The 12,789-nt window shown below is 39.0% G+C and carries 12 protein-coding genes; 9 read left to right on the top strand and 3 right to left on the bottom strand.

What is annotated here, in order from left to right; translation table 11 throughout:
- Positions 1 to 46: 46 nt before the first annotated feature.
- The 3 genes from FCN14_RS03080 to FCN14_RS03070 all read left to right on the top strand — a co-directional run bounded on the left by FCN14_RS03080 (position 47) and on the right by FCN14_RS03070 (position 4,264).
- Positions 47 to 925 (top strand): homoserine kinase, encoded by an 879-nt coding sequence (locus FCN14_RS03080; RefSeq protein WP_171032787.1) that lies wholly within the window; start codon positions 47 to 49, stop codon positions 923 to 925.
- A gap of 9 nt (positions 926 to 934) precedes the next feature.
- Positions 935 to 2,167: a diaminopimelate decarboxylase gene (gene lysA, locus FCN14_RS03075; RefSeq protein WP_138429620.1), complete on the top strand. Its 1,233-nt coding sequence runs from the start codon at positions 935 to 937 to the stop codon at positions 2,165 to 2,167.
- 84 nt (positions 2,168 to 2,251) lie between these two features.
- Positions 2,252 to 4,264 carry an MGH1-like glycoside hydrolase domain-containing protein gene (locus FCN14_RS03070; protein ID WP_138429619.1) on the top strand — a complete coding sequence of 671 codons (2,013 nt, stop codon included), beginning with the start codon at positions 2,252 to 2,254 and terminating at the stop codon, positions 4,262 to 4,264.
- A gap of 89 nt (positions 4,265 to 4,353) precedes the next feature.
- Here FCN14_RS03070 and FCN14_RS03065 read toward each other — a convergent pair whose 3' ends face one another.
- A complete protein-coding gene (locus tag FCN14_RS03065) occupies positions 4,354 to 5,379 on the bottom strand; it encodes a LacI family DNA-binding transcriptional regulator (protein WP_138429618.1) in 1,026 nt (341 codons plus the stop codon).
- A 317-nt stretch (positions 5,380 to 5,696) separates the two neighbouring features.
- Between FCN14_RS03065 and FCN14_RS03060 the strand changes: the two genes are divergently transcribed.
- The gene (locus tag FCN14_RS03060; protein ID WP_138429617.1) at positions 5,697 to 6,077 is read left to right on the top strand and encodes a hypothetical protein; all 381 of its coding nucleotides are present in this window, start codon (positions 5,697 to 5,699) and stop codon (positions 6,075 to 6,077) included.
- Here FCN14_RS03060 and FCN14_RS03055 read toward each other — a convergent pair.
- Both FCN14_RS03055 and FCN14_RS03050 read right to left on the bottom strand, forming a co-directional pair.
- On the bottom strand, positions 6,049 to 6,348 hold the full coding sequence (locus FCN14_RS03055; protein WP_138429616.1) for a site-specific integrase: 300 nt from the start codon (positions 6,346 to 6,348) through the stop codon (positions 6,049 to 6,051). The genes FCN14_RS03060 and FCN14_RS03055 overlap by 29 nt on opposite strands.
- Positions 6,349 to 6,471: 123 nt before the next feature.
- Positions 6,472 to 7,428: an integron integrase gene (locus tag FCN14_RS03050; RefSeq protein ID WP_138429615.1), complete on the bottom strand. Its 957-nt coding sequence runs from the start codon at positions 7,426 to 7,428 to the stop codon at positions 6,472 to 6,474.
- A 239-nt stretch (positions 7,429 to 7,667) separates the two neighbouring features.
- On the opposite strand from FCN14_RS03050, the gene FCN14_RS03045 reads away from it, so the two are divergent.
- The 5 genes from FCN14_RS03045 to FCN14_RS03025 all read left to right on the top strand — a co-directional run bounded on the left by FCN14_RS03045 (position 7,668) and on the right by FCN14_RS03025 (position 12,786).
- Entirely contained in the window at positions 7,668 to 8,585 is a 918-nt protein-coding gene (locus FCN14_RS03045) for a hypothetical protein (protein ID WP_138429614.1), read from the top strand.
- A 184-nt stretch (positions 8,586 to 8,769) separates the two neighbouring features.
- On the top strand, positions 8,770 to 9,753 hold the full coding sequence (locus FCN14_RS03040) for a hypothetical protein (RefSeq protein ID WP_138429613.1): 984 nt from the start codon (positions 8,770 to 8,772) through the stop codon (positions 9,751 to 9,753).
- 162 nt (positions 9,754 to 9,915) lie between these two features.
- Positions 9,916 to 10,710: an HNH endonuclease gene (locus FCN14_RS03035; protein ID WP_138429612.1), complete on the top strand. Its 795-nt coding sequence runs from the start codon at positions 9,916 to 9,918 to the stop codon at positions 10,708 to 10,710.
- Positions 10,711 to 10,866: 156 nt separating this feature from the next.
- Positions 10,867 to 11,733, top strand: a complete 867-nt coding sequence (locus FCN14_RS03030; RefSeq protein ID WP_138429611.1) for a hypothetical protein — start codon at positions 10,867 to 10,869, stop codon at positions 11,731 to 11,733.
- A gap of 24 nt (positions 11,734 to 11,757) precedes the next feature.
- Positions 11,758 to 12,786, top strand: a complete 1,029-nt coding sequence (locus tag FCN14_RS03025; protein WP_138429610.1) for a hypothetical protein — start codon at positions 11,758 to 11,760, stop codon at positions 12,784 to 12,786.
- Positions 12,787 to 12,789 lie beyond the last annotated feature (3 nt).

Below are 12,789 nucleotides of genomic sequence, written 5' to 3'. Positions count from 1 at the left end.
CATACTGCCCCGGTACAATCTTGGGTATTTTCGCAGCATAAAACGCTTGTCTGCCGGTTTTGCCAATGAGAATTACAAGCTTACTACAGATCGCGGCAGCGTGCTGTTTCGGGTCGTTAAACAAAAGGATAAGCATGAACTGACACATGAATTGCAACTGCTCGATTTCTTGGCTGATCATGATTTCCCTGCCGCCTATCCGCTGCCGCAGGAAAACGGTTCTTATATAAATGATGACGAGCATCTTATTGTACTATATGAGTTCCTGGAGGGCGAAGAACCGACTCTGAATGAACTGGTAGCACAAGAGATTGGCGATGCTGCTGGCCGGCTTAACGCCTTGAAAGAGTGGCAAGAGCTGGAGCGGGACAATGCTATTACACTGGAGAAATGCAGGCGCCTGATTCCCTTTTTTACAAACAAGGATGCCCAGCTTTACCCCATTTTCACCTACTTTGAAGAAGAAACAAAAGCATTAAAGTCGCCGCTATCGACTGATTTACCCACCGGTATTGTCCATGCAGATCTGTTTACCGATAATACCGTATTTAAGGGGGACAAACTGGTCGGGCTCATCGATTTCGAAGAAGTATGTATCGATCAGCTGTTATTTGATGTAGGAATTGCTATTAACGGCTTTTGTTATCCCAACAACAAACTCAATAGCAACCTTCTTACCGAACTGCTGAACGCCTACACCCAGCACCGCCCTCTTGAACCCTTAGAACGCGAGCTACTGCCTTGGTTTATACGATGGGGCGCTCACAGCCAGATCTACTGGCATCTGCGCTACGGCCTCCTCGATCATCCCAATAAAAAACAACTGCACCGCGTACAGGAACTAATACAGCGCGTAGAATGGGCTCGTGAGTACAGGAAAGAACTTTCTGATTGTATTAATCAATGTTTTAGAACTGCTAATTAACCGCTATTTATGCAACTGAAGAACTCTACATATCATATTCAAGATATTAGCATGCAAGCGCTTGCCGAAGAGTACGGCACCCCGCTATTTGTGTATAACGCATTTACTATTGACCGACAGATTAATCGCCTGCAAAATGCCTTTGACGGTTTTCCCCATCGTATCAATTATGCCGCTAAGTCATTGACAAATATTGCCGTGCTGAGGCTGATACGCAGTTATGGACTGGGGTTAGACGTAGTTTCGGTGAATGAACTTAAAATGGGGCTGGATGCCGGTTTTGATCCTGATGATATTCTTTTTACCTCTAACAGCGTCTCATTCGAGGAGATTAAGCAGGCCATAGACCATGGGATTAAGGTGAATATCGATAGCCTTTCATTGCTCGAAACCTTTGGCAAAACGTTTGGAGGCAGTGAGCCGTGCAGCATTAGGCTGAAGCTGGACCCACTGGTAGGCGAACATGAGGCCTCAACGAAGTGGCATAATAAATCGAAATTTGGCATCCATTATTCTCGTCTTGATGATATCAAAGCCCTTATTGACAGCTATGACCTAAATATTGTGGGTCTGCATGTACATAACAGCTCATCGTTTTTGGACATCCCGGTGTACCTGGAGGCTGCTGAGCGGATGTTTTCTATTGCTCAATCGTTTGAGGAACTCGATTTTGTAGATTTTGGGGGTGGAATAACGATTCCTTTTCACCCGGATGATGAGGTAATAGATGTTGAAAAGCTGGGCCATGTGTTAGCTGTGAAGGTAGAAGCATTTTATGATGATTACGGGAGCCGGCCGGAAATCTGGTTTGAACCGGGTCGCTTTTTAGTGAGTGAATGTGGCTATCTGCTCACTACAGTAACAGTACTAAAAGGAGATCGGGACCTGCCTTATGCGGGAACTGATACCGGTTTTAACCACCTGCTGCGTCCCAAGATGTATGATGCTTATCATGAAATATGCAACATTTCCAATGCAAAGGGCGAACTGAAACGATATCACGTTACAGGTAATATGTGTGAGACCGACTTTCTTGGTCGGGATCGGGAGATCGCCGATATCCGGGAGGGAGATATTCTTTGCCTCAAAAATGCGGGTGCATATGGTGCTTGTATGGCCTCGAATTACAATTCAAGGGTACGTCCTGCTGAGGTGATAATAAAGAACGGTGAGGTGCATCTCATCAGAGAACGGGAAACATACGAGGACCTCGTACACAAACAGGTTGATATTGATTGGTAATTCCATTTTCTAATACAACATTTTAGACTATTTAACGATCAATACTAATTGATTGAAATAACGATATTTGAGGACAATAACTCCATGAAATATTATAGATTACAACTGTTACTTTTTGTACTGCTTGCATTTACACTGTTTTCATGTGATTCGGTTGAAGTAATAAACGAAGATAAAATGATTTTAGATTATCCCGATGTACTTGCTATGAAGGGCGCTCCCGACAGCACCAAAGACGATAGTATTTCGGTATTTACTGACCAGGGGTCGTGGTTTGGCTTCTCCTTTACAGAAGGTAAGACGCTACAAGAGAAGGTCGGATTTTCGGGTCCCTATCACATTTCAGACAGCTGGCAAACACCAAGCCTTTGGGAGGGAAAAACGATTGCACAATTGCAACTTGTCAAGGACTCCGGGAACGGCCAACTGTCCCCTGTTGATATAGTCTCTCATGCTTATCCGGGACGTATGCAGCAACAGATCTCCTATGGAGATATGGAAGCAACGCTTACTCTTATTTTTGCTACTGATGAAACGGCCTTGGTGCGAACAATTATTAAAAATAACGGGAATAAGGTCCGGACACTCAGACCGGTTTGGAATCAAACACTTTTCAATGACCATTTTGAGCTTATATTTAGCAACGGAATCGCCCAGCTGGCGCAGGATGGTAATAAAAAGTCGCTATACTTAACCTCTGATAAGCCTCTGTCTTTTGATCGTGGCAGTAATAGATATCTCATTGAGGCGGCAAATTCTATTGAGTTATCCCCACAATCTTCTGATACCTTAACCCTGGCTTATTCCTACGCTAAAAAAGAGCCAGCGAAGATTATTATTGATGCTGCTCATTATTTTCATAAAAATAAGAAACGCTGGTCAGGGTATATCAATGATGTTTTAGCCGCTTCAACCTCTTGGAATAATAAAGAAAGGCTGCAGCGCCTATCGATAAAAAGTATTATTACGCTTATCAATAATTGGAGAAGTCCGCACGGAGATCTAACCTATAACGGTTTGTTTCCCTCCTATGCTTACCAGGGATTTCATGGCGTTTGGTCGTGGGACTCATGGAAACATGCTTCTGCCCTGGCCCTTTTTGATTCGGAGCTGGCCGAAGACCAGATGCGGGTGATGTTTGATTATCAGAATACTGCGGGCATGGTACCGGATGTTATATACGCTGACAGTACAGAAAATAATTGGCGCGATACCAAACCGCCGCTTGCCAGCTGGGCCGTATGGAATATCTATAGCCAATCAGGCGACAGTACTTTTTTAAATGAAATGTACCCTAAATTAAAGCGCTACCACCAATGGTGGTATGCCAACAGGGATCACGACGGTAATGGCTTGTGTGAGTACGGTTCTACCGACGGAACGCGCATAGCAGCTGCCTGGGAGAGCGGTATGGATAATGCCGTGCGTTTTGATAATGCGGTAATGGTGAAAAACCATGACCATGCCTGGTCACTAAACCAAGAGTCGGTTGACCTGAATGCATACCTGTATGCTGATAAGATCTATCTATCTAAAATAGCGGATAACCTTTATTTGCCCCGGGAGTCGGCGACACTATATGAAGAAGCACAGGCACTAAAAGACCAAATTAATGAAAAGATGTACGATGCGGAATCCGGTTATTATTATGATAAAAAGCTGGAGTCTGAGAAGCTTATACCGGTCAAAGGTCCGGAAGGATGGATTCCCCTCTGGGCTGGCATTGCCAATAAAAAGCAGGCAGCCACTGTACGGAATATTATGATGAATAAAGATCATTTTCGTTCGAAGGTTCCCCTTCCAACGCTACAGGTCTCGCATCCCAAATTTAACCCCCGTAATGGTTATTGGCGCGGCCCTGTATGGCTGGACCAGTTCTATTTTGGGATCAAGGGGCTTACCAGCTATGGATATAATAAGGAGGCGTCTGTGCTGGTACAGGAACTGCTGCAAAATGCGGAGGGTTTGACGGATAGACCTGCTCCCATTCGTGAGAATTACCATCCAATGAGCGGTGAAGGCCTAAATGCCCGCCATTTTAGCTGGTCGGCAGCCCATATTTTGATGTTGAGCCAGATGGATGAATTGGAGCTTTAACCCAGCACTTTTTACAGGAAAGCATTCCTATTCCGGCAGAACGATGAGATAGGTCAGAAGTGGGACCCCTCCACGTTATAAAGATTCATTTAGCTGGAACAGCCGCATGACTGCCGTATTTTAAGGGTCGTAAGAACTTCAATATTTTCGGCCGGTTCATCAGGATTATCAATGCTGCGAAGCAGACGACGTGCAGCCCTCTTCCCTACTTCGTAGGCCGGTTGATGAACGGTAGTTAAGGGTACTTCCAACAAAGGAGCTCGTACATCATCCGTAAAACCAACAACAGCAATATCTTCGGGAACTGATAATCCTGATGCTTTTATTGCATTGATTGCGCCCAGAGCAGAGGGATCGTTTACAGCCACTACCGCCTCGGGACGTTCATTTTCGGGCAGTTCCAGGAGCTCTTGCATCGCCTGTTGAGCAGATTCTTCCTGGAATCCCCCTTCTGTGATCCAATTGTCGTTAATTTCAATACCGTGATCTCGAAGAGCATCCAGGTACCCTTCTTTACGCTTTTTACCTACTGAAACTTCGGGCGGACCACTAAGATGTGCGATTTTGGTATACCCATGGACCTCAATAAGATGTTCTGTTATCTGCCGGGAGCTGGCACGATCGTTAACACTTACACAGCTGGCCCCGATATTTTCGATACAGCGGTCAAAAAATACGATTACAGTACCGGAGTTTATGATCTCCTCATAAAAAGAGTAGTCTTTAATATCTTGAGAAGAGGAAATTAACAGGCCATCTACTCGTTTTGACTGTAGGGTACGTATGGCTTCCTTTTCTCTACTGAACTCTTCATTGGCATTAGTTAAAAAAAGCTGGTAGTTGGATGCATTGGTAACCTCATCAATACCTCTTACTACTTCAGGAAAAAAAGAATGGGTTATTTGTGGAATAACAACCCCGATGGTATATGTTTTACTGGATACCAAGCTCTTTGCTACATGGTTCGGAGTATACCCCATACTCTTCGCCTTCTCGATCACCCTTTTTTTTGTTTTTTTACTGACGTTAGAGCGGTCATTTAACGCCCGTGAAACGGTCATTGCCGACAATCCCAATTCCTCTGCAATGTGCTTTAAAGTAATATTTGAGCTCACAAAAATTTGGGTTTGTTTTTATACAGTTAAGAAATTTATTGATAGTAATAAATCGATTTCAAAAGCCCCAATGGTACCCGATATATTTTATTTTAAGAATGTATCCCGAAAGTAACCTTTTTTGGGAGGGAGAACCAACAATAATTAAATGAATAACATACGATATTGAACATTTTGCTTTTTTAAAAGCCTCAGTCTCCACATTCAATGTAATGTGCCAGTGATTCCGCATAGCCATGTAGTTCATTTCAATGCTGTCTCTTGTACCATAGTACTAAGAACACAAATGGTCCCCTAACCTCTTGAACAGCAACACAATGGCTCTCGCACTTATCACCATGGAACATACTAAGGACAAGCATAAGGTAAATGGTCAACGGCAACCAATTAAAACGACTGAAGCACTGATTGCTCAATCACAAATCGAAGTCTTTCACCTCTCCCCTGAAGATCCGCATCAACGTTTATTAGCATATAATGGAAACCGATTCATTAATATGCTTTTGCATATTGAAGTGCACCACAGCCGGACTCTTAACATTAAAGGAGCAAGAGAAGAACTCACCCTAAAAGGCAATTGCAACCAGCGATTCCATGAGCATACCATTGTGATAGCACTCGAAAGTGATTTAGAGGCGATTTTAGAATGTTACGACGATACCGGGTATGCTACCATTCGTATACTTGAGGTCTATTAAGCGTCTCAAGCGGCGATCCTAATATACGGTCATATAAAAACAGTAATGCTGAAAGTGCCTGTTTTTGTATTGCCAGTGAATATTGTTTGGTTTCGGCCAAGTAGATCAGGAACCGCAGTACATCTTCTTCGTCCAGTTCAGCGGGATGCTGCATGTTATGATATTTCAAAAATTGAATTACCCATTTAATGTAGGCCTGCTCGGTAAAATAGCTGTACTGCCGGCGGCGTATTTCGGTGCGCATTTTACTAAGTAAAGATGACTGTGCCATAATCTCTCTTTTTAATAAGTATGATCCCCCAGAGGGCCAATCCTTACAATAAATATACTGGTTAGGGGTTTTAAAAGGGTATCACATTCTTTTAAAGGATTGTTGGATTAGCGGAGACGCACCCTAAGAATCAATAGGTGACTGTACCACACTCCCTTTATTTTTAATGACGTGGGTATAAACCATGGTTGTTTTAACATCTTTGTGCCCTAGCAGTTCCTGTACCGTTCGGATATCATAACCATCATTTAGAAGGTGTGTAGCAAAAGAGTGCCGAAATGTGTGGCTGCTAACCTTTTTAAGAATATCTGTTTTTTGTACTGCTTCTTTAATTGCTTTGTGTAGATAAGATGACGACCTGTGATACCGCTGTTTTAATCCCGACCGTGGATCCGTACTGATTTTATTTGTTGGAAATAGATATTGCCATCCCAGTGCTTTATTCAGTTTGGGATATTTTTTAGATAAAGCTTTCGGCAGTATTATACTCCCATAGCCATTATTTAAATCTTTCTTATGGAGCACCTTCACTTTTTCAATCTGCTCTTTAAGTTTTTGTTTACTTTTCTGAGGTAAAACGGTAGTCCGATCTTTATTTCCTTTGCCATTGCGTATCCAAAGCTGATTGAATTCAAAATCTATATCTTTAACTCGTAATCTCAGGCACTCAGACTGCCGAAGACCACTTCCATAGAGGAGTTCTACCATTAGTTGTGCATCACCATTCATCAACCCAATTATTTTTCGGGCCTCATAACGTGACAGTACTACCGGAAGGTGGTTTGATTCTTTAGCCCTGGTAAGATTATCAAATTGCCCCAGTTTCTTTTCCATCACCTGTTTATACAAAAAAACAATAGCACATAACGCTTGATTTTGTGTAGAAGCAGCCACATTCCTTTCATTAGCTAACCAATTTAGATACTCCATAACCTCTTCTTTGCCCATCTTTTCAGGGTGTGTTAACTTATGAAATTTCACAAATCGCGTTATCCAACGGATGTAGGCTTTCTCCGTACGATAACTGTAATTTCGTCTTCTAATTTCCTCTCTTACTCTTTGAAGTAATTGGCTGGCCATATTTGCCCACTCTTTCTTGATCTTATGATTTAATAGTAAGACCAACCCCCATGCAAATCCTTACACATAATATGATATTATGCATAGACATTATGTGTACTAGTACCAATAAATTGAGACACATAACATGAGTAAAATCAGGCCTTAAACCTTATTGAGGACACTTTTGCATGTTATGTGTATGATAGGTACTATAGATCTCATACAAATAAGACTATGTTAGGCCAAAATCATCAACTATGAGCAACAATCCATTTAATTCAGATTTTGAATTAGATAAATGCGCTTTTTGTAAGTTAGACAGAGAACTTAGAGAGAGTCATATAATTCCTAAATCTTTTGGAAAATGGGTAAAGAAGACCTCAGCTACCGGCTTTTTACGCAATGCAGAAAATCCAAATCTTAGAAGACAAGATGTATGGAAGACAAAATTATTATGTGATGAGTGTGAACAGAGGTTTGGGGTGTACGAAAAGAAGTTTATGGAGAAAATATTTAGACCCTACCATAAATCTGCTGACCAAGTTTTAGAGTATGATATCTGGCTCCCAAAATTTATAGCATCAATCAATTGGAGAATTTTGAAGTGTTATCAATTAGCCGGTGCATTAAATAACTATCCGAGAGGCCTTCGAATTTTAATACCGAAAGCATTAAGTAAATGGCACGATTTTATTGTTGGTGAAATAACAAGTCCAGATGGTTTTGAACTTCACCTATTACCAGTAGATTTGCTAGAATCTCATACATTTCATGACCTCCCTTCAAATTTCAATCGTTATATGGCTCGAGGCTTTGGTACTGACATAGTCTACAGTAGTAAGGCAGGTTTTATCTATACAAAATTAGCTAAATTTATGTTGTTTGGCTTCATATCAAGAGGTGATCAAGACTGGAAAGGAACAAAAGTCACATTAGGTAAAGGTAAAATTAAGCCAAAAACAAAATATGAGTTGCCAGGTGGGTTTGGTAATTACTTAATAGAAAGATCGCAAAAAGTACAAGATATATCTTCTTCCTATTCAGAAACGCAAAGAGAAAAAATAAATCAATTTATTAAAGATAATCCCGAAAAGGTTACCAACACAGAAATGTTCAAAGCTTTTCAGCAAGACCTACAAATGTTTGGAGATCGAGCATTTCTTGAGGAAGAGTAATTTTGGCCTAACCCACGCATTAAGGGGACAGGCCTCGCCTATTCTTGCCAACCTGCCATTTATTAGTTACCCTTTCATTTGTAACCAATTCCAACACGTTGGTGCCTGCAGCTTATGCGCAATGTCGTTAGGCATACTTCCATAAATTGAATTTTTAATTCAAAGACATTTTCAAATTTTTCTTATGAAAAAACTACTTGGTTTAATTTTTCTCGTTCCATTCTTAACAGGGTGCTTTAGTTCCCCTTATACAAATCCTGGAATGAGTACAAACGCTGGCAATCCCTACCGGCCTTCTGTTGAAGAACCTGAAAAAATGGAACCTTGTAATTATAATTCTCTTGATGGTGAAGAGATAATTTTATCTAAAAATCCTAAAAGTACTACTGGTTATTCTCAATACAGTGCGTCCCAAAAAGAGATGGCTAATAGTATGATTTCCAATGGGTTTCCATTAGTAAAGGTAAAGCCTTCACTTACTGCTGGTAACCTTTCCTTTAAAAAGTATTCAGAAATGGAAGGAAAAATTATTGAGAAAGTTGAGGCAGAATATAATAGCGCTGCTGAAAAGCAAGGCGTTTTAAGTAATGTCCAATTTACTAATTACTATTACAAAATTGTCCTTTCAGACTGTAGTATTGCATACACTAATACTGGAGTTGGACAAATGCAGTATACTTCAAAAGAAACCTATGATGAAGCAAAAAAACTGGTTGGAGATTCTGTATGGGTCGATAAAAGGGCTGATTTTGGTATCTATTCAGGCTCTGATTTAACTCATTTAGAAAATGTAAAAATTGTCGGAATTGAACCCGTAAGTTTCAACAGAGAAAATGAGTATATGCAAAGTGAAACGGTTTCTTCAGTTATTTTGATGGTTAAAAATTTCAAAAATGAAACTACAACTCTACCCTATAATAAAGAGTTCTTTTTTTCTGAAAATCCCATTAATCAATCTTGGCCATCAGAGATCAAATATGCAATTAAAAACCAAGAAATTGTGATCGGCATGTCAGAAAAACAAGCTCGTCTATCATGGGGACAACCAGATGATATAAATAGCACTGTTACAGCTGAAAATAGAGATGAGCAATGGGTTTATGGAGATGGAACTGAAAGAACTTATCTCTACTTCGAAAATGGAGAGTTAACAACTTATCAAAACTAAATAAAAGTATGCCTAACCCGCGCATTAAGTGGGACGTGCCTCGCCCATCGACTGCCGGTTTCGATTTGTTCAGTTCCATAGTACATTTTAAAACATAATCAGCGTCATTTTTCACGCCCCTTATGCGCCAGGTCGTTAGGGGTATAAGCTAAAAACATAAATATGAGTTCAACTAGAGAATGTGCTTACTGCGGAAGCAAAGAAAACCTAACGAAGGAACATGTCATTCCTGATTGCATTAACAAACGAAATCCAGACCAAGAGATAAGTTACTTTAGTAGAAAAAATAAGATTTTTGGAAGTGATTTAACTATCAAAGATGTTTGCGAAAAATGCAATAATGACTACCTCTCAACGCTTGATCAATATATCTGTGATTTACATGACAAATATTTCTCAAGTTATGTTGAAACTGATGAACAAATTATTTTCAAGTATGATTACGATCTACTGTTGCGAAGCCTTCTCAAAATACTATATAACTCTTCTAGAGTAAATAAAACTAGATTCAAAAGTTTACAGAAACTAAAAAAATATATATTACATGGTGAAAATAGGCCTACCCATATAAAACTTTATTTAAAATTAATTACACCTTACAAACTGAAGTTTGGTGAATTAATAAAAGCACCTCCAGAGTTTAAAAAAACTGGAAAGTTACCTCCTGAATTTACTCGTGTTACTACTTTATCTGCAGATATTGAAAAGATTGATATGCCAACGGTAGCTTTTAATTCATACTACTTTATGCTTGCAATTCCTCAAAAAAATATCACAGCACAAGAACAAAAAGAAGCAATTTCAAATTTAGAAAATCTAACTGATTCTCCTAAACAATTACTTTCAAAATCTGATTCACTCAAGACAAAAGGTTCAAGTTGGGATATAGCCAAGGTTTTTAAAGCCCAAGGTTTAAATTCAATGAAAGCCCTACTCGAATATAATGCTAGAAATTAGCTTAACCCCTAACCCGCGCATTAACGCGGACGCACCTCGCCAATTCTTTGCCGCTCTTGGTTTTAAGAGTCTACTTTCGTTAGTTGCTAATTCAACATCAATCCGTGCGCCGGTTATGCGCAATGTCGTTAGCCATTTTTACTCAAAGCTATAAGTATGATTCAAGAAGACGAAATATCAGCTGGTATTACTGGATTTATTGATATCCTAGGCTTCGGAAATAAAGTACTGAATTCAAATACACTTGAGGATATAAACAATGTTGCAAATGAGATTAAGAAAGTTCAAGAAGAGTTTGAATACAATGATCCAGAGAGAGATGCAATGGATTCGGATCTACCCACAAAAACGGTTTTAGCTTTTTCTGATTGTGTTGTAATTAACATTCCCCTTGAATCAGAATCAACTGTATATACAGGTACTTTTGATGGGTATATGTTTGAATTTGTACGAATTGCTCTGGCCCAAATAAGATGCATTCAACAATCAATTTTTTTAAGGGGAGGTATTGATTCAGGATGGTGGTATAACACTGATCATATAGTCATAAGTCAAAGTCTGACACAAGCATATAAAGTTGAGGGAAGTGCTGATGTTCCTGTTATTGCACTATCTAAGGATCTTTATGACAAGTTTGAGAATCATCCCGATAAAAAAGAATTTTATGGTGATAATTCCGGTGTATTGGAAAGCATGTTTGAATTATATGATTCTGGAGATAACACCTTTCACTTTATCAACTATCTAGAAATTGTCTTACAAAATATTAACTGGCAAACTGATGCAGAGCAACGTAAAAAGTTTGATGCGGCAGAAACTGCGGAAGAAAGAGATACAATTAGAAACCAAGGTTATCAAAAAAATACCGAGCACTGTTTAGAAGTCCATTCTTCACAAATAGAATTAGCTTTCAAAAATGCTAAATCAGAAAAAGTAAAAAATAAATACCGATGGCTATCAACTTATCATAATAAAATTGCAAAACAGTGGTCCGATAACGAAGATCTAATTTGTGAAATTTAAATAGTCTATAAATCCCATTACAAATTGAGTATAAAACAATTTAAAAATGATTTTATAAGATGGGCAATTGAGGATTACCATCTTCCAAAGGGTAAAGTTGACAAACTAAAAGATGTAATTGACAATAAATTTTGGGAAGAGCTTCGAACAAGAAATACTGAAAAGTATATTGTATTAAGACCACTCAGTAATTCTGAATATTTAAGTTTAGAATACAGTTCTTCAGGTGAAATACTTTATCAAAATACTAATGAAGAATTAATTGTTGGGACTATTACCCCATCCTGGAAAAGAGGCTGGAGGTTTATAAAAGATGAAGATGTTCAGGACATAGTTAAATTTTTTCTTCATTTCGCAGAACAATTTATTGCAAGATCAAGAGCTTTAAACATAACAGGCGCTATTGCCTTAACCTATAAAAGGGCTTGTGATTTTCGTTTCAAAGGAATTTATGCCTCACACCTAGAATATTTTAACATTGACGACATAAAACTTCCTGAATACAAGAAAGTGAATATTGATCCTAACTTTGAACTCAAAGAAGAATTCAAAAATTGGATATCAATACTTAATTGCTTAGACCCGCTAATCCATAGGACCATTTATAATTATTGGAAAGGTATAAAACTATTTGAGCAAGATGATTTTGAAGAGTCAGTAACTGCATTTGTTGCTTGTATAAGTGTGATCAGTGAGTATTGTCAAAATAGATTAGATCAAGTATCTGGAAATAGATTAAGCAAAATAGAATCGCTAAGTATAAGCCCAGATTTAATTGCTTATTTAGAAGACCTTGAAACCCTTAGAAATCATTTTGGCGCACATCCAAGTCATACAAAATGGTGGGATTTTGCTGAAATATTTGCCGATGACCTTGAAATAATAATCGATGTATTAGATAAAATTCTACTTAAACTTTGTGAAAACGAGTCAAATAACAGAATAATAACTCGTAATCCTGACGAATGGGATACATGGCTACAAAAGAATTGTGTTCATGTATTTAATGCAGTTTGGTTTCACAAATTACCACCTTTAGTTGGTGATTACTAAACT

Origin of the sequence: Fodinibius saliphilus (genome assembly GCF_005869845.1) — a bacterium.
GTDB lineage: Bacteria > Bacteroidota > Rhodothermia > Balneolales > Balneolaceae > Fodinibius > Fodinibius saliphilus.
This window is presented reverse-complemented; position numbering and strand designations above follow the sequence as displayed.